Source organism: Oxalobacteraceae sp. CFBP 8761, assembly GCA_014841595.1.
Taxonomy (GTDB): Bacteria; Pseudomonadota; Gammaproteobacteria; order Burkholderiales; family Burkholderiaceae_D; genus Telluria.
In genome coordinates this window covers 102,789-119,477 of sequence record JACYUE010000005.1, presented here as the reverse complement: position 1 = coordinate 119,477, position 16,689 = coordinate 102,789, and the positions used below count along the sequence as shown (strand labels likewise).

The 16,689-nt window shown below is 62.8% G+C and carries 11 protein-coding genes and 2 tRNA genes; 9 read left to right on the top strand and 4 right to left on the bottom strand.

The features are described 5' to 3' along the window. Positions 1-50 precede the first annotated feature (50 nt). Together IFU00_21645 and IFU00_21640 are read right to left on the bottom strand one after the other, a co-directional pair. Positions 51-127: transfer RNA gene (locus tag IFU00_21645), tRNA-Asp, on the bottom strand. A gap of 40 nt (positions 128-167) precedes the next feature. Further along, positions 168-243, bottom strand: a tRNA-Val gene (locus tag IFU00_21640). A 375-nt stretch (positions 244-618) separates the two neighbouring features. On the opposite strand from IFU00_21640, the gene IFU00_21635 reads away from it, so the two are divergent. The 6 genes from IFU00_21635 (at position 619) to IFU00_21610 (ending at position 10,735) form a co-directional block, all read left to right on the top strand. Next, the gene (locus IFU00_21635) at positions 619-2,856 is read left to right on the top strand and encodes a TonB-dependent receptor (GenBank protein ID MBD8544884.1); all 2,238 of its coding nucleotides are present in this window, start codon (positions 619-621) and stop codon (positions 2,854-2,856) included. A 345-nt stretch (positions 2,857-3,201) separates the two neighbouring features. Beyond that, positions 3,202-5,019 carry a S8 family serine peptidase gene (locus IFU00_21630; GenBank protein MBD8544883.1) on the top strand — a complete coding sequence of 606 codons (1,818 nt, stop codon included), beginning with the start codon at positions 3,202-3,204 and terminating at the stop codon, positions 5,017-5,019. Positions 5,020-5,377: 358 nt separating this feature from the next. Beyond that, positions 5,378-7,180 (top strand): S8 family serine peptidase, encoded by a 1,803-nt coding sequence (locus IFU00_21625; protein ID MBD8544882.1) that lies wholly within the window; start codon positions 5,378-5,380, stop codon positions 7,178-7,180. Positions 7,181-7,307: 127 nt separating this feature from the next. Continuing rightward, a complete protein-coding gene (locus IFU00_21620) occupies positions 7,308-8,579 on the top strand; it encodes an acetamidase/formamidase family protein (GenBank protein MBD8544881.1) in 1,272 nt (423 codons plus the stop codon). Positions 8,580-8,656: 77 nt separating this feature from the next. Beyond that, positions 8,657-9,763, top strand: a complete 1,107-nt coding sequence (gene dinB / locus IFU00_21615) for a DNA polymerase IV (GenBank protein ID MBD8544880.1) — start codon at positions 8,657-8,659, stop codon at positions 9,761-9,763. 75 nt (positions 9,764-9,838) lie between these two features. Continuing rightward, a complete protein-coding gene (locus IFU00_21610; GenBank protein MBD8544879.1) occupies positions 9,839-10,735 on the top strand; it encodes a recombination-associated protein RdgC in 897 nt (298 codons plus the stop codon). A gap of 77 nt (positions 10,736-10,812) precedes the next feature. Here IFU00_21610 and IFU00_21605 read toward each other — a convergent pair whose 3' ends face one another. After that, positions 10,813-11,298, bottom strand: coding sequence for an asparaginase (locus tag IFU00_21605; protein MBD8544878.1), 486 nt, complete (start codon positions 11,296-11,298; stop codon positions 10,813-10,815). A gap of 145 nt (positions 11,299-11,443) precedes the next feature. Between IFU00_21605 and IFU00_21600 the strand changes: the two genes are divergently transcribed. Next, entirely contained in the window at positions 11,444-12,199 is a 756-nt protein-coding gene (locus IFU00_21600; protein MBD8544877.1) for an L-asparaginase, read from the top strand. A gap of 18 nt (positions 12,200-12,217) precedes the next feature. Here IFU00_21600 and IFU00_21595 read toward each other — a convergent pair whose 3' ends face one another. Then, complete coding sequence (locus IFU00_21595) at positions 12,218-13,210, bottom strand: D-2-hydroxyacid dehydrogenase family protein (protein ID MBD8544876.1); 993 nt, start codon at positions 13,208-13,210, stop codon at positions 12,218-12,220. A gap of 369 nt (positions 13,211-13,579) precedes the next feature. Between IFU00_21595 and IFU00_21590 the strand changes: the two genes are divergently transcribed. Continuing rightward, positions 13,580-15,445, top strand: coding sequence for a phosphoenolpyruvate carboxykinase (GTP) (locus tag IFU00_21590; GenBank protein MBD8544875.1), 1,866 nt, complete (start codon positions 13,580-13,582; stop codon positions 15,443-15,445). A 169-nt stretch (positions 15,446-15,614) separates the two neighbouring features. Continuing rightward, positions 15,615-16,637 carry a TipAS antibiotic-recognition domain-containing protein gene (locus IFU00_21585; protein MBD8544874.1) on the top strand — a complete coding sequence of 341 codons (1,023 nt, stop codon included), beginning with the start codon at positions 15,615-15,617 and terminating at the stop codon, positions 16,635-16,637. Positions 16,638-16,689 lie beyond the last annotated feature (52 nt).

The following is a 16,689-nucleotide window of genomic DNA, read 5'->3' as shown; positions in this document are numbered from 1 at the left end:
CGCAGAAAAAGAAAAAGGGCCCGACGAATCGGACCCTTCTTCAGTGATGCTGGCGGAGCGGACGGGGCTCGAACCCGCGACCCCCGGCGTGACAGGCCGGTATTCTAACCAACTGAACTACCACTCCGTTTTACTAAGATCAGCCTTCGATCCATCGTCGAGATGCTTGGTGGGCGCTGAGAGGCTCGAACTCCCGACCTAATCCGTGTAAGGGATCCGCTCTACCAACTGAGCTAAGCGCCCATCTCGTTGATGTCTACTGACGCTTGTCATTGCGTCGAAGAGGACCGAATTATAGAGGGTGCGTTTGAGGGTCTGCAAGGGGTTTTTCGAAAAAATATCGAAAGCGCTATTTTTTCTGGTTGCTGGCCTCGTCCGCAGCCAACGATCTGCATGTGTTGTAATCATGGCGTCAACGAGTTATTTGCTTGCCCGACTGATAACCATCACGGACAATACCGCCTTTAGCAAGTCGGCAACCTTAAAACATCGCAAAGATGGGCGCCACAGATGCGCGTTGCCAAGGGCGGGGTAGCACCGCCCGCGCACCCGGCGGGGGGGCGTTGGAAAAGAAGAACGGAGACACCGGTTCTTTTATCATCACCAGGAAAATACTCCATGACCAAGATGTCCAAGATGCACAAGCGCGTCACCTGCTCCCATGGCGCAGCGCTGGCGTTCCTCGTCCTGCTGCCGATCGCCCAGGCTGCAGCCCAGACGGCGGCCCCGGCCGAACCGGCGCCCGAGTCCCTGCAGCTGCAATCGGTCACCGTGACCGCGCAGCGCCGTACCGAGAACATCCGCGACGTGCCGGTGTCGGTGACGGCCCTCAAGGGTGACAAGCTGGACGTCCTGGTCTCGGGTGGCGACGACATCCGCCTGCTGGCCGGCAAAGTGCCGAGCCTGAACGTGGAATCGTCGAACGGCCGTACCTTCCCGCGCTTTTACATCCGCGGCTACGGCAATACCGACTTCAACACCTTCGCCTCGCAGCCGGTCTCGCTCGTGTACGACGACATCGTGCAAGAGAACCCGATCCTCAAGGGCTTCCCGATCTTCGACCTGGCCAGCGTCGAAGTGCTGCGCGGCCCGCAGGGCACGCTGTTCGGCCGTAATACCCCGGCCGGCGTCGTCAAGTTCGAGTCCGAAAAGCCACGCCTGAACAGCACCGAAGGCTACTACAACGTGTCGGCGGCATCGCACTACACGTTCAATGCCGAAGGCGCCGTCAACGTGCCGCTGTCGAGCAACGTGGCGATGCGCGTGTCGGCTGTCGGCCAGCACCGCGACGACTACGTCGACAACTACAGCACTCCGGCCAAGACCACCAAACGCGGTGAGCTCGACGGCTACAACGAACACGCCGAGCGCGTGCAGTTCTTGTACAGCAAAGATGGTGTTACCGGCCTGCTGGGCTTCCACCAGCGTCAGACCAATGGCAGCGCGCGTCTGTTCCGCGCCAACCTGATCAAGAAGGGCAGCAACACCTTCGCCGACGGTACCGATCTGGACCAGATCGTCACCAACGCGATGAATGACCAGGACCTGAAAACCAACGGCATCAACCTGCGTCTGGAATGGGATCTGGGCGGCTACAAGCTGTCGTCGATCACCGGTTACGAGCACATCATCGGTTACTCGAGCCGCGGCGACATCGACGGCGGCACGCCGACCGGCCCGGGCTTCATCCCGTTCCAGGTCGAGACCAACGGCTACATCAACAACCTCGACCAGTACAGCCAGGAATTCCGCGTCGAATCGCAGAACACCGGCCCGTTCAACTGGCAGACCGGCGTCTACTTCTTCGATGAAGACGTCACCGGCGGCAGCGACAACTTCGACAGCACCACCTACGCGCGCACTTCGCGCCTGGTGTCGACCCAGAAGAACAAGGCCTGGGCCGCGTTCGCTTCGGCAACGTACAACCTGACCCCTGACTGGACCATCCGCGGCGGCGTGCGCTACACCAAGGACGAGAAAGAGTTCCGCACCATCGAAGCGACCAACGTCGTCCAGATCGGCCCGTCGTCGGTCGAAGCGGACAAGAAGAAGGTCAGCTGGGATCTGTCGACTACCTACAAGCTCACGCCTGACGTGAACGTGTACGGCCGCGCCGCAACGGGCTTCCGCGCCCCGAGTATCGCTGCTGCGTCGGCGTCGGTGCCAATCACCGTGGCCGATGCCGAGACCATCAAGTCGGTCGAGCTGGGCATCAAGGCTGACCTGTTCGAGCGCCGCGCACGTGGCTCGTTCTCGATCTATGACTACACGATCGACGACCAGCAGCTGACCGTGGTGGGTGGCAATTCGAACGTCAACCGCCTGATCAACGCCGACAAGACCAAGGGCCGCGGCGCCGAGTTCGACTTCGAAGCAGCGATCAGCACCGCCCTGCGCATGAGCGCCGGCGCGAGCTACAACTACACGCAGATCCGTGACGGCAGCCTGTCGGTCAACCGCTGCGCGCAGTGCACGATAACCGATCCGATCAACGGCGCCGGCCGTGTCGTGATCGACGGCAACGCACTGCCACAGGCACCGCGCTGGACCTTCAACGCGACGGCCCGCTACGGCGTGCCGTTCCGTGACGGCGAGCTGTACTTCTACACCGACTGGTCTTACCGCAGCAAGGTCAACTTCTTCCTGTACGAGTCGACCGAGTTCACCGGTGCACCACTGACCGAAGGCGGCGTGCGCGTCGGCTACATCTTCGGCAACGGCAAGTATGAAGTCGCAGCCTTCGGCCGCAACGTGCTCGACCAGCGCCGTATTACCGGTGCGATCGACTTCAACAACCTGACCGGCTTCACCAACGAGCCGCGCCAGTGGGGCATGCAATTCAAGGGTAATTTCTAAGAATTGACCGGCCTCGCATGAGGCTGGCGTGTCACGAACGAAAAGGGCCGCGCATTGCGCGGCCCTTTTTTGCATCTGAGAACTATGCGATAAATCTTCGTCAACAAATTTTAGGTGTCAAGTATTCTGTTAAATTTGTGTTTCGCCGAACAAAACATGGTTTTGCAAAATTTAGGCATGTAACCGTTGTATGCACGCTTCACTTCTTCAGGTTTGCGTTCCGTCAAATCTTTCTTTCGCGCTACGCTGGCTGAGCCGCCTCGATGCGGCGCCGGCAATGTCCGGACTTACAACGATACGGGCGAGCCCTTTCGCCCGACGGAAAACCTTGAACAAGGAAGAAAAATGAAGCAAACGCATTCGATTCGTCCTGTCGTATTGAAGATGTGCGCCGCGGTATCCCTGGCGCTGACCTCGAGCGCAGCCCTGGCGGCTGCGGGCGATGCGGCGTCCCCGGGGCCACAGTTCATTGTGGAAACCGACCGGATCATCGTGAAGTACCGCGACGCGCAACCGGCCGTCAATGGCATCGCTGCACGCGTGGCCAGTACCAGCAGCGAGCGCAAGGCCAAGCTCGACCGTGCCGGCCAGCAGTTCGGTATGGTGGTCCAGGAAAGTCACCCGATTTCCACCGGCGCGAAAGTGTTCAAGCTCGACCGCAAGCGCAATCTTGCCGAAGTGAAGTCCCTGGCCGCCGAGATGATGGCACGCGATCCGTCGATCGAATATGCCGAGCCGGACCGCATCATGACGCACATGGCCACGCCGACCGACCCGCGCTATACCGACCAGTGGCATTACTACGAAACGGCGGGTGGCCTGCGCCTGCCGGCCGCCTGGGATGTCTCGACCGGCGCCGGCGTGATCGTGGCCGTGATCGACACCGGCTCGCGGCCTCATGCCGACCTGAGCGGCCAGCAACTGGCCGGCTACGACTTCATCAGCACCGCCGCCATCGGCAACGACGGTAACGGCCGCGACAGCGACGCGAGCGACCCGGGCGACGCCGTCACCGCCGGTTCCTGCGGCAATGGCCAGCCAACCCGTGACCAGCCATCGAGCTGGCACGGCACGCACGTGGCCGGCACGGTGGCAGCGCGCACCAACAACGGCGCCGGCGTCGCAGGCGTGGCCTACAACGCCAAGGTCCTGCCGGTACGCGTGCTGGGCAAGTGCGGTGGCTACACGTCCGACATCGCCGACGCCATCACCTGGTCGTCCGGCGGCACGGTGTCGGGCGTACCGGCCAATGCCAACAAGGCGCGCGTGCTGAACCTGTCGCTGGGCGGCGGCGGCGCCTGCGATGCAACCACGCAAAACGCGATCAACGGTGCCCGCTCGCGCGGCGCGGTGGTGGTGGTCGCTGCCGGCAACGACGCCGTCAACGTCAGCAACGCCAGTCCTGCCAACTGCTCGGGCGTGATCGCGGTGGCGGCCACCGGCCGTACCGGCGGGCGCGCGTCGTACTCGAACTTCGGCACGCTGGTGGACGTCGCAGCGCCTGGCGGCGATGGCGCCTCGGGCGTGCTGTCGACGCTCAACAGCGGCACCGGCGCACCGGCCGCGGACAGCTACGCAGCCTACCAGGGCACGTCGATGGCCACGCCGCACGTGGCCGGCGTGGCGGCGCTAATGCTGGCGGTCAACACCAACCTGACGCCGGACGAGATCGAGTCGAAACTCAAGTCGACGGCGCGCGCGTTCCCGGCCAGCTGCTCGGGTTGCGGCACCGGCATCGTCGATGCCGCCGCTGCCGTGGCGTCGGCCACAGGGGGCGGTGGCGGCACACCGGTCACCACGCTGGCCGAGAGCGAGTCGAACAACACGACGGGCACGGCAGATGCGGTCGCGGCCAGCAACACGACCGTCACCGGCAACCTGGGCAGCACGACCGACACCGATTATTTCCGCGTCGATCTGCCAGCCGGCAAGACACTGGCGGCGAGCTTGACCGCGACATCGACGACGGCCGACTACGACCTGTACGTCTACAGCAGCACCGGTGCGCAGTTGGGCACCAGCCAGAACGGCGCCGGCGCGACCGATACCGTCAATTCGGCCAATACCACCAGCAGCACGGCGATCCGTTACGTCCGGGTGACCTATTACAGTGGCGGCACGGGCACGACCAACGGCCGCTATTCGCTGAAGCTGAATTGGTAAGCCAGTGACCCTGCGCCATCTTCATGGCCAGGGTCGTTTTTTGGATCCAGGACACGCGCGATTCGTTCGCGCGTGTTTTTTTTCGGTTCAAGATTCTCTGTTCATGATTATTAATCAACAAAAATAAGCCGGTACATATTTCGCGTTCAAAAAGTTACGCCAAAGAAAAAATGTTAATGAGGAAACGACCAGTGCAAGTGTTGTAACTATGCTGAAAGGGTGTAATTTTCCACGCGACAATATGTTTCCTTGGGGCTACTCTTGAACCTGCCGCTATCGTGCGGCACCCGGTGCAGCTGGTCTTGTCATGACTCAGGCGCATCGACATGCCTGATGCAGAACTTGAACGGGAAAAATCATGAAGCAAACGTATTCGATGCACGCCATGGCGTTGACGCAGCGCGCTGCACTCTGGCTGGCGCTGGCATCCCTCCCGGCGTTCGCCGCCGCCGCAGGCTCCCAAGAGCCGCAATCCATTCTGGAAACCGACCGCGTCATCGTGAAGTACCGCGACGCCCAACCCGCCGCCAATGGATCGACGGTGATCGTGGAAGGTGGGAGCAGCGCGCGCAAGGCCAGGATTGATCGCGCCGGTCAGCAATTTGGCGTGCTGGTCCGGGAGAGCCATGCGCTGTCGAACGGCGCAAAGGTGTTCAAGCTCGATCGCCGGCACAATCTGGCCGAGGTGCGCTCGCTGGCGACCGAGATGATGATGCGCGATGCGTCGATCGAATATGCCGAGCCAGACCGCATCATGACCCACTCGGCCACGCCGACCGACCCGCGTTATAACGACCAGTGGCATTACTACGATACCGTTGGCGGGTTGCGCCTGCCGGCCGCCTGGGATATCTCGACCGGTACCGGCGTGGTAGTGGCCGTGATCGACACCGGCTACCGCCCGCACGCCGACCTGAGCGGGCAGATCCTGCCGGGCTACGACTTCATCAGCACCGCCGCCATCGGCAATGACGGCAACGGGCGCGACAACGATGCCAGCGACCCGGGTGACGGCATCACGGCCGGCGCCTGCGGCGGCGGCCAGCCATTTTCCGACCAGCCATCCAGCTGGCACGGCACGCATGTGGCCGGCACGGTGGCAGCGCGTACCAACAATGGCGCCGGCGTGGCGGGCGTGGCGTACAACGCCAAGATCCTGCCGGTACGCGTGCTGGGCAAGTGCGGTGGCTACACCTCCGATATCGCCGATGCGATCACCTGGGCATCCGGTGGTACCGTTTCCGGCGTGCCGGCCAATCCCAACAAGGCGCGCGTGCTGAACCTGTCGCTGGGCGGGGGCGGGGCCTGCAGCGCGACGATGCAGAACGCGGTCAACGGGGCACGCTCGCGCGGCGCGGTGGTGGTGGCCGCAGCGGGCAATTCGGCCATGGACGTCAGAAACGCGAGTCCGGCCAACTGCACCGGCGTGATCGCGGTGGCCGCTACTGGCCGCACCGGCGGGCGGGCACGCTATTCCAATTTCGGCACCCTGGTCGCGCTGGCCGCGCCGGGCGGCGATGGCGCCTCAGGCGTGCTTTCCACGCTCAACAGCGGCCGGAGCGGGCCGCTGGCGGACACCTACGCGCTCTACCAGGGCACGTCGATGGCTGCGCCGCATGTGGCCGGCGTGGCTGCGCTGATGTTGGCGGCCAACACCAACCTGACGCCGGACGTGATCGCCGCGCAGCTGAAGTCAACGGCGCGCGCGTTTCCGGCCAGTTGCACGGGATGCGGCGCCGGCATCGTCAATGCGGCGGCCGCCGCCGCATGGGCCAAAAACAGCGCTGCACCTGTCGTGGTTGCCGAGACCGAAGCGAACAACACCATCGCCACGGCCGATCCCGTCACGCCTGTCAATGCCAGCGTTACCGGCAACCTGGGCACGACGACCGATACCGATTACTTCCGGGTCGATCTGCCGGCCGGCAACACGCTCAAGGCCAGCTTGAGCGCGGTGCTGGCAACGGCCAACTATGACCTGCAGCTGTACAACAGCGCAGGCAAGCAACTGAGCGCGAGCGTGAACCGCGCCGGCGTGGCCGACACCGCCACCTTCGCCAATACCAGCACCAGCACGGCGGTCCTCTATCTGCGCGTGCTCTTTACCAGTGGCGGCACCGGCACCAGCAATGGCCGGTATGCGCTGTCAGTGACACGGTAGACCGCGCCTGCGCACCTCGCCGGTGCGCATATGGCCGGGCTGCCGCGTGATCTGCCTGATTTCACATGGCACGTTGATTGCATGCATGCAGGGTTCCCTGCCAAGCAGCCATCGACCGGAGTCCATCATGAAACTGCGCACCATTACGCTCGCGACCGCCCTTGCCCTGGCCGTGTTTGCACCCGCAACGGCGGTGTTCGCCCAGACCGCCGACAAGCTCCCGCTGCAACCGCTGGCCGACAAGCCGGGGCGGGTCGTCGTCCCCGGCACCAGGCACGAGGTGTATTACGTGCCCTCGACGGTGGAAACGGTCACCTGGGGCTATTTGCCGAACGCGGCCACGAAACCGGTGCTGTCGATCCCGTCCGGTGCGACGATTGTCTTCGACACGCTGTCGCATGAAGGCCTGGTCGAGGACCAGGGCCGCAATCCGCTGGCGTATTTTGGCAGCAAGGGCATTCCTGCCAATATGGTCCTCAAGGATGGCATCGCCATCACGGGCTCGTCGATGGCCCATGATTTTGCCAAGGACGGGCCGCACATCGTGACGGGGCCGGTGGCGATCGACGGCGCCGAGCCGGGCGACGTGCTCAAGGTCGAGCTGCTGTCGGCCGTGCCGCGCGTGCCGTATGGCGTGATTTCGAATCGCCACGGCAAGGGGGCATTGCCCGGCGAATTCCCGGAAACGCCGAAGCCGACAGCAGATGCCTCGGCAGCCAACCCGAGCGCCTACAACAACGTATCGGTGTTCACCCCGATCCGGCGCACCAAGGCGGGCAAGTGGGAAGCCGTGATGAAGACCGCCGACGGCACCGAAGTGACGTTCCCGACCGCGCCGTTCATGGGCGTGATGGGAGTCGCGGCTGACACGACCAAGCCGGTGCACTCGGTGCCGCCCGGCCTGTACGGTGGCAATATGGACATCAACGACCTGGGCGTCGGTTCGACCGTCTACCTGCCGGTGCTGGTCAAGGGCGGCAATTTCTACACGGGCGACCCGCATATGGCGCAGGGTGACGGCGAGGTGGCGCTGACCGCACTCGAGCATTCGATGCGCCCGACCTTCCGCATCACGGTGCTGAAAAAGGGCGACCCCGGCATTCCATCGCGCTCGGGCAGCCTGGCCAGGCCGCTGGGCGAAACGGCCGATCACTGGGTGACGATCGGCCTGAACCCCGATCTGGATGAAGCGATGAAGGATGCCACGCGCGAATCGATCCGCTTCCTGACCGAGATGCTGGGCATGGACCGTCCCACCGCATTTGCCTATCTGAGCGCAGCCAGCGACTTCCAGGTCAGCCAGGTGGTCGACGGCACCAAGGGCGTGCACGGGATGATCCGCAAGGCCGACTTCAGCAAGGTGAAGAACGGCTTTACCGGGAAGAATGCCAAGAAATAAGCAAGATTTGCATGGGGAAGATTTTTAGAAGATACTGTATGCAATTACAGTAAGCGACCCCGGCAGTTTGTGACCGCATGGGGCGGCCCGCCAGCGTGAACGCCCCAGCCCGAAAAATCATCCACTGCGATTGCGACTGCTTTTATGCATCGGTCGAGATGCGCGACGATCCGTCGTTGCGCGGCCGGCCGCTGGCGGTGGGCGGGCGCGCCGACCAGCGTGGCGTGGTTGCCACCTGCAATTACGAGGCGCGCCGCTTCGGCATCCATTCGGCGATGGCCACGGCCCAGGCGATGAAGCTGTGTCCGGAGCTGGTGGTGATTCCGCCGGCAATGGAAAAGTACCGCATCGCGTCCAGCCAGATCATGGCCATCTACCAGGATTACACGGAGATCGTCGAGCCGCTGTCGCTCGACGAAGCCTATCTGGACGTGACCGATTCGCCGCACTGCAAGGGCAGCGCGACGCTGATCGCGCAGGAGATCCGGCGCCGCATCGTCGAGACGGTGGGCATCACGGCCTCGGCCGGCGTGGGGCCGAACAAGTTCGTCGCCAAGATCGCCAGCGACTGGAACAAGCCTGACGGCCTGTTCCTGGTGCGGCCCGAAGAAGTCGACGCGTTTGTTGCGGCGCTGCCGGTCAAGAAACTGCACGGCGTGGGCAAGGTCACGGCTGAAAAACTGAACCGGCTCGGCGCCCAGACCTGCGCCGACCTGCGCGGCTGGAGTCTGGACAAGTTGCAGGAACATATGGGCAGCTTCGGCGTGCGGCTGTATGACCTGAGCCGCGGGATCGACCATCGCGAAGTGAATACCTCGCGCGAGCGCAAGTCGATCAGCACCGAGGAAACCTACACGCCGGACGTGCCCGACCTGGCCGCCTGCCTGAAGCTGCTGCCTGATCTGCACGAGCATTTGCTGGGCCGGATCAAGCGGGCAAATGCTGAGAAATTCATCAACAAGCTGTTCGTGAAGATCAAGTTTTCGGACTTCCAGCAGACAACGGTCGAATGTGTGGGATATGCGCCCAACATTCCGACCTATGGACGTTTACTGGAGACCGGCTGGGCACGCGCCAGCCGGCCGGTGCGATTATTGGGCGTCGGCGTGCGCCTGGGCGACACCGAGATTGTCGAGCAGTTACGGCTGTTCGACGATTCTCTGGACGACGCGACAACCCCCTGACATTTTTGACGCTGTGGCTGCTGCGCAGCGTAGAATGTCGTTCCCTAGAAATATCGAAACAAGCGGATTAAACCTATGTGGTTCAAGAATCTCCAGATCTATCGCCTGCCGGCCCCTTGGGCCTACACCCCTGAACAGCTGGAAAAGGCCCTCGAGCCGGGCAGCTTTGTGCCTGCCAACAGCAACGAATTGCTGCGCCAGGGCTGGGATGCGCCGCGCCCGAACGGCGGCCTGGTCCATGTCGTGAACAAGCAGATGCTGATCATGCTGGGCACCGAAAAGAAATTGCTGCCGGCATCGGTCATCAACCAGGTGGCCAAGGCCAAGGCGGCCGAAATGGAAGAAGCGCAGGGCTTCCCGCCAGGCAAAAAAGCCATGAAGGAACTGAAGGAGCGCGTGGCCGACGAACTGCTGCCGCGCGCCTTTACGCTGCGCAGCAATGTCTGGACCTGGATCGACCCGGTCAATGGCTGGCTCGTGGTCGATGCGGCCAGCCCGGCCAAGGCCGACGACGTCGTCAAGCTGCTGCTCAAGGCCGTCGACAAGATGCCGCTGGAGTCGCTCCGTGTGCAGCGCTCGCCGGTGGCCGTGATGACCGGCTGGCTCGAAGCCGATGAAGCGCCGTACGGCTTCACGATCGACCAGGACACCGAACTGCGCGCCACCGGCGAAAGCCGCGCCGCAGTGCGCTACGTGAAGCACACGCTGGAGCCGGACGACATCCGCCGCCACATCGCCGCCGGCAAGCAGTGCACGCGCCTGGCCATGACCTGGAACGACCGCGTCAGCTTCGTGCTGACCGAGTCGCTGGCGATCAAGGGCATCAAGCCGCTGGACGTGATCAAGGAAGGCGAAAGCGCGACCCACAACGACGACGAGCGTTTCGACAACGATATCGTCCTGATGACGGGCGAGCTGTCGAAGATGCTGGCTGATATCGTCGAAGCGCTGGGCGGCGAAGCCAAGGCGTAATCAGGCGTCAGACACACGGCGCCTGAATCAGGCGCCGGTGCATCGAACGGCCGGACCTGGTGTCCGGCCATTTTTATTTACAATCCCTGGAACACGCCGGCGCTGCGGTTCTTGGTCACGTTATCCCAAGGGAACACCTGACCGTTCATCGCCACGTATACACCGGCCGGCAGCACCTGCGCGACGCCGCAGGCAAAGCCCAGGTTGAACAGCGCATCGGAATTGGCGATCGCATACGGGATCATGGCGCCGGTCAGCACGATGGTCTGGTCCAGGCCCGCCGCGCCCAGCACAGCAGCCGTCTCGCGCATCGTGTCGGTACCGTGCACGATCACGATGGCTTTCTCGGAGGCAGCCCGGCAGGTCGTCAGCACACGCTCGCGGTCGGCGTCGCCCATCTCGAGCGAATCGAGCAGCGGCAGCACGTCCAGCGCCACTGGCACCGTCATGCGGCTGCGCTTGATGACCTCTGGTAAATGGCTTTCGGCGAAGCCCAGCACACCATTGAGTTCGTTGTAATGCTTGTCGAAAGTGCCGCCGGTGGCGATGAGTCGCAAAGTCATGTTGGTTTATCCACTCGCTGAAAAAAGGTCCCCATGATATCGCCAAACCACCGGCGATCTCCAGGCGACTGCGCTAGAATCGTCCGGATCGGATGAGTATTTCCCCCACCATTTTCCTTTTCTACAGTCTATTTCTATATTTGCCATGAAAGCAGTTGCCCCCGGAACCGTGATCTTCCAGCGCCATCGCGGCTATGGCGTGATCACGCATGTCAACCTGCTCACCGGGTGGGTGTCGGCGCGCTTCGGCAACGAGTCGCGAGCGCAAGACCTGAACCTGTCGAACGACGAAGTGCAGCACGCCGACGGCGAGCCGATCCTGTTCCGGCGCGCCCCGCCTGACCGCATGCCGCACGCGCGCCTGATGGCCGTCGTGCGTGCGCTGCACGAGGCCGGTTACCAGAAACTCTATCTGTACTCGTGGCCCAAGCCGTCCGGCCTGCACTGGCGCTGGCACCTGTTCACGGGGCCGCGCAACTGGATGCAGCGCACCTGGCGCGAAGGCTGGTATGGCTCGGGCGCCGAGTACAACAACAACCCGGTCATGGGCTGGAACGATGTGCCGGGCGCGAGCACCGATGAGCTGATCCACGCACTGGCCAAGTTCGATCCGCAAGGACTCGCTGAGGCACTGGGCCGCGACGAAGACCACACCGCGTGGTTCGCGCAGGCATGCGACCTGCTGCTGCCCGGCTACATGTATAGCCTGAACATGGAGCGGCCACCGGGTGGCGGCCTGATCGAAGCGCCACCGGTGCCGATCGTGCCGGTGCGCGCGGGCCTCAAACCCTATGCCGGGCCGGACATCGGCTGGCCGCCAGGCTGGGCTGGCCTCTGGACCGGCACGCATGTGCTGCCGGCGCCGAAGATCAACATCAAAGGCGAGCCCGAACTGCGCTGAGCTTGCGGCGTCTTGTGCTCAGCGTTTGTTCAACGCCTCTGGATTGAGAATATTGGTCGGCGTACCCTGCGCGAACTGCACGATATTCTCGAACGCCGCGCTGAAATACAACTCGTAACTATCCTGCTCGACATACCCCAGGTGCGGTGTCGCCAGCACGGTCGGAATGCGCAGCAATGGTGAATCCGGTCCCAGCGGCTCGCTGGTAAACACGTCCAGCGCCGCCATGCCAGGGTGGCCTTTCTTCAAGGCGCTTTCCAGCGCGCCATCGGCCACCAGTTCGGCGCGGCTGGTATTGACGAACAGCGCGTCCGGTTTCATGCGGGCCAGATCGCTTGCCGTGACGATGCCACGGGTCGATTCAGCCAGGCGCAGGTGCAGGCTCAGCACATCGGCCATCTCGAACAGCGCCTCACGCGACGGCGCCGCCTCAATGCCATCGGCGATCGCGGCCTGCCGGCTCGCTTCGCTACCCCATACCACCACGCGCATCCCGAACGCGCGCGCATAGCCAGCCACCAGCTTGCCGATCTTGCCGTAACTCCAGAGCCCGAGCGTGCGGCCGTGCAGCACGCGGCCCACGCCGTTCAGTACCGGATTGGTCGAGGCCGTCTGCCACAGTCCTTCTTTCAGATTGGTGGCATACGGCACGATCTTGCGACTGGCCGCCATGATCAGGGCCCACGTCAATTCTGCCGGTGCAATCGGTGAGCCGACGCCCTCGGCAATTGCAATACCGCGTGCGGTCGCAGCGGCGACGTCGATATGGCCACTGACCTTGCCGGTTTGCGAAATCAGTTTCAGGTTGGGCAGCTTGGCGAGCAGGGCCGCAGAGAAGGCGGTGCGTTCGCGGATCAGCACCAGCGCATCGAACGGGGCCAGCCGGATAGCAAGCTGGCCCAGGCCGCGGGTCGAGCTCTGGAACACTTTGACCTCGTGGCCATCGAGCAGGGGATAGCACGCGAGACGGCGTGCAGCGTCTTGATAGTCGTCAAGAATCGCGATTTTCATTGGTGTTGTCACAATTGTATGATCTGCCTGTAAACAAATAACACGATAGGGCAAATGCCCAAATAGCCTACTACATTAGTCGGGCATTTTTCCTACTTTTTTGTAGTGAAACCCGTCGAAACGCCGTTTTGCGGGTGTACAATCGGCGCAGAACTTAAGCGAATGACACGTATCCAACGGTGCTCACGAGACGCACCGCACAGCTTCATTCGAAGCTGCCGACCTGCCCGCTGTGTCGTCAAGTGTTGACGCCTGCTTCTGCCGCAGAGTGCCTGCCCAACGTCGTGATCGACCGCAGGGCGCCCCGGCTGAAGACGATGCAAGGTAACGGTCCACCCGAATTCTTAATTGGCATTTGGAGGTATCCCCATGAACCAACCCGTGATGGGCGGCGTCGCCGCACTGAACGTCCCAGCTTACATCAAACATCAAAAACTCATCAATTGGGTGGCTGAGATTGCTGCGCTGACCAAGCCTGACAGCATCTACTGGTGCGACGGTTCGGAAGACGAATACGACCGCCTGTGCGCCGAAATGGTTGCCGCTGGCACGATGAAAAAGCTGAACCCGGCCAAGCGTCCAAATTCCTACCTGGCCTGGTCCGATCCGTCGGACGTGGCGCGCGTCGAAGACCGCACCTACATCTGCTCGGCCACGAAAGAAGAAGCCGGCCCGACCAACAACTGGATGGAACCGGCCGAAATGCGCAATACGCTGCACGGCCTGTTCGACGGTTGCATGACCGGCCGCACGCTGTACGTGGTGCCGTTCTCGATGGGCCCGCTCGGTTCGCCAATCGCCCATATCGGCGTCGAACTGTCCGACTCGCCGTACGTCGCCGTCAACATGCGCATCATGACGCGCATGGGCCGCGCCGTGTACGACGTGCTGGGCCAGGACGGTGACTTCGTGCCGTGCGTGCACTCGGTCGGCATGCCGCTGGTCGATGGCCAGGCCGATGTCGCATGGCCATGCAATGCCACCAAGTACATCGTCCACTATCCGGACACCCGCGAAATCTGGTCGTTCGGCTCGGGCTACGGCGGCAATGCGCTGCTGGGCAAGAAGTGCTTCGCGCTGCGCATCGCGTCGAACATGGGCTATCAAGAAGCGCAGCAGGGCGGCACCGGCTGGCTGGCCGAACACATGCTGATCCTGGGCGTCGAATCGCCACAGGGCGACAAGAAATACATCGCCGCCGCGTTCCCGTCGGCCTGCGGCAAGACCAACTTCGCAATGCTGATCCCGCCACAGGCATTCAATGGCTGGAAAGTCACGACCATTGGCGACGACATCGCCTGGATCAAGCCGGGCGCCGATGGCAAGCTGGTCGCGATCAATCCGGAAGCCGGCTACTTCGGCGTGGCCCCGGGCACCAACGACAAGACCAATCCGAACTGCATGGCCTCGCTACGTGAAAACGTCATCTTCACCAACGTCGCGCTGACCGACGACGGCGACGTCTGGTGGGAAGGCATGACCAAGGAAGCACCGGCCCACCTGATCGACTGGCAGGGCAAGGACTGGACGCCGGCATCGGGTACCAAGGCGGCGCATCCGAACGCACGCTTCACGGTCGCCGCAACGCAAAATCCGGTGATCGATGCTGCCTGGGACGATCCAGCCGGCGTGCCGATTTCGTCGTTCATCTTCGGTGGCCGTCGTTCGACGACCGTGCCGCTGGTGACCGAAGCGCGCGACTGGGTGGAAGGCGTCTACATGGCCGCCGCGATGGGTTCCGAAACCACCGCCGCCGCCGCCGGCCAGATGGGCGTCGTGCGCCGCGATCCATTCGCGATGCTGCCATTCATCGGCTACAACATGAGCGACTACTTCCAGCACTGGCTCGATTTGGGCAAGAAGGTCGAAGCAATTGATCCAGCGGCATTGCCAAAGATCTTCTGCGTCAACTGGTTCCGCACCGATGCGCAGGGCAACTTCGTGTGGCCAGGTTACGGTGACAATATGCGCGTCCTGAAATGGATCCTGGACCGCACCGCCGGCGCCACCGGCGGCACCGAGCACCTGTTCGGCACCACGCCGAACTATACCGACCTGAATTGGGAAGGCGTGGACTTCAGCGAGCAGCAATTTGCGCAGATCACGTCGATCGACAAGGATGCCTGGCGCGAAGAACTGAAACTGCATACCGAGCTGTTCGAGAAGCTGGCCTACCACCTGCCGCAAGAGCTGGTGGCCACGCGTGACCGGCTGGAGAAACAACTGGCTGCTTGAGCGTAAGCTCGAACTGCCTGGTGGGGGAGGCGCCGTCTTCATGGCGGTGAAAATATAAAAAAAAGAACAGGGGCAGCGCCGGTGGCGCTGCCCCTGATTCATTGTAGGCTTGACCCTCACGTGGCGTCAGGTTCCATCCTGTCTTCACGCATGAAGAAAGGGTGAGACGATGCTGCTGAAAATTGGGGAACTGGCAAAACGCACTGGCTTGACGGTCCGTGCCTTGCACCACTACGACGCGATCGGGTTGCTATCGCTTTCTGCGCGTTCCGACGCCGGCTACCGGCTGTACAACGAAGCCGACATCGCCCGCCTGCACCGCATTCTGGCATTGCGCAGGTTCGGGCTGGCGCTGGCCGACATCGGAACCACCCTCACCAGAGCCGACCTGTCACTGGCCACGGTTGTCGCGCGCCAGATCGGCCTGCTGACCGAGCAGATCCAGCAGGCCAAAGCCTTGCGCAGCCGCCTGTCGCAACTGCAGGGGCAGCTGGCCGACGGACAGGAACCGGATCTGGCCGATTGGCTGACAACGCTGGAGCACATGACCATGTACGACAAGTATTTTTCGCAGGAAGAACTCACGCAATTACCCATCTATACCCAGGCCGATGATGTCGAGCCCGAGTGGCAGGCACTAGTGGCGCAAGTGCAGGCGCTGATGGATGCCGGCACCGACCCTGGTGATCCCCAGGCACAGGTTTTGGCAACGCAGTGGATGGCGATGGTCAGGCGCGATACGGGGAACAATCCGATCCTGTTTGCCAAGCTGAACGCGATGCACGAGCACGAACCCAGCGTGCAGGAGCGCACCGGCATTTCACCGCAGATGATGGCGTTCATCCTGGCGGCATCGAAAGCGCACCAGTTGTCGATTTACCGGAATTATCTCGACGACGACGAGTTTGCCTTCATGCGCGCCAACTTTGGCAAGCGCGATGCCGAGTGGCCGCCACTGGTGGCGCAAGTCCGCACGGCGATGGACGAAGGCCATGCGCCCGACTCGCCGCAGGCACGTGCGCTGGCGCTGGCGTGGTTCGATCTGTTCCGTTCGTTTGCAGGCGACCAGCCGGCAACCCAGAAAAAGATCCGGCAAGCCTTGCAGAATGAGCCGGCACTGCGGCAATCCGGGATGGTCGACGAGCGCATGCGCGCGTTCATCAGCGCGGCAATGCAGGCCTTGCGCGCATAAAAAAACAGGGGCAGCGCCGCTGGCGTTGCCCCTGTTTGATCGTGCTGCCTGC

Excerpts from the sequence above, each read along its gene's own strand:
- IFU00_21590 (MBD8544875.1), top strand. The coding sequence starts at position 13,580 with ATGAACCAACCCGTGATGGGCGGCGTCGCCGCACTGAACGTCCCAGCT.
- IFU00_21630 (MBD8544883.1), top strand. The coding sequence starts at position 3,202 with ATGAAGCAAACGCATTCGATTCGTCCTGTCGTATTGAAGATGTGCGCC.
- IFU00_21620 (MBD8544881.1), top strand. The coding sequence starts at position 7,308 with ATGAAACTGCGCACCATTACGCTCGCGACCGCCCTTGCCCTGGCCGTG.
- dinB (MBD8544880.1), top strand. The coding sequence starts at position 8,657 with ATGGGGCGGCCCGCCAGCGTGAACGCCCCAGCCCGAAAAATCATCCAC.
- IFU00_21625 (MBD8544882.1), top strand. The coding sequence starts at position 5,378 with ATGAAGCAAACGTATTCGATGCACGCCATGGCGTTGACGCAGCGCGCT.
- IFU00_21600 (MBD8544877.1), top strand. The coding sequence starts at position 11,444 with ATGAAAGCAGTTGCCCCCGGAACCGTGATCTTCCAGCGCCATCGCGGC.
- IFU00_21595 (MBD8544876.1), bottom strand. The coding sequence starts at position 13,210 with ATGAAAATCGCGATTCTTGACGACTATCAAGACGCTGCACGCCGTCTC.
- IFU00_21585 (MBD8544874.1), top strand. The coding sequence starts at position 15,615 with ATGCTGCTGAAAATTGGGGAACTGGCAAAACGCACTGGCTTGACGGTC.
- IFU00_21610 (MBD8544879.1), top strand. The coding sequence starts at position 9,839 with ATGTGGTTCAAGAATCTCCAGATCTATCGCCTGCCGGCCCCTTGGGCC.
- IFU00_21635 (MBD8544884.1), top strand. The coding sequence starts at position 619 with ATGACCAAGATGTCCAAGATGCACAAGCGCGTCACCTGCTCCCATGGC.
- IFU00_21605 (MBD8544878.1), bottom strand. The coding sequence starts at position 11,298 with ATGACTTTGCGACTCATCGCCACCGGCGGCACTTTCGACAAGCATTAC.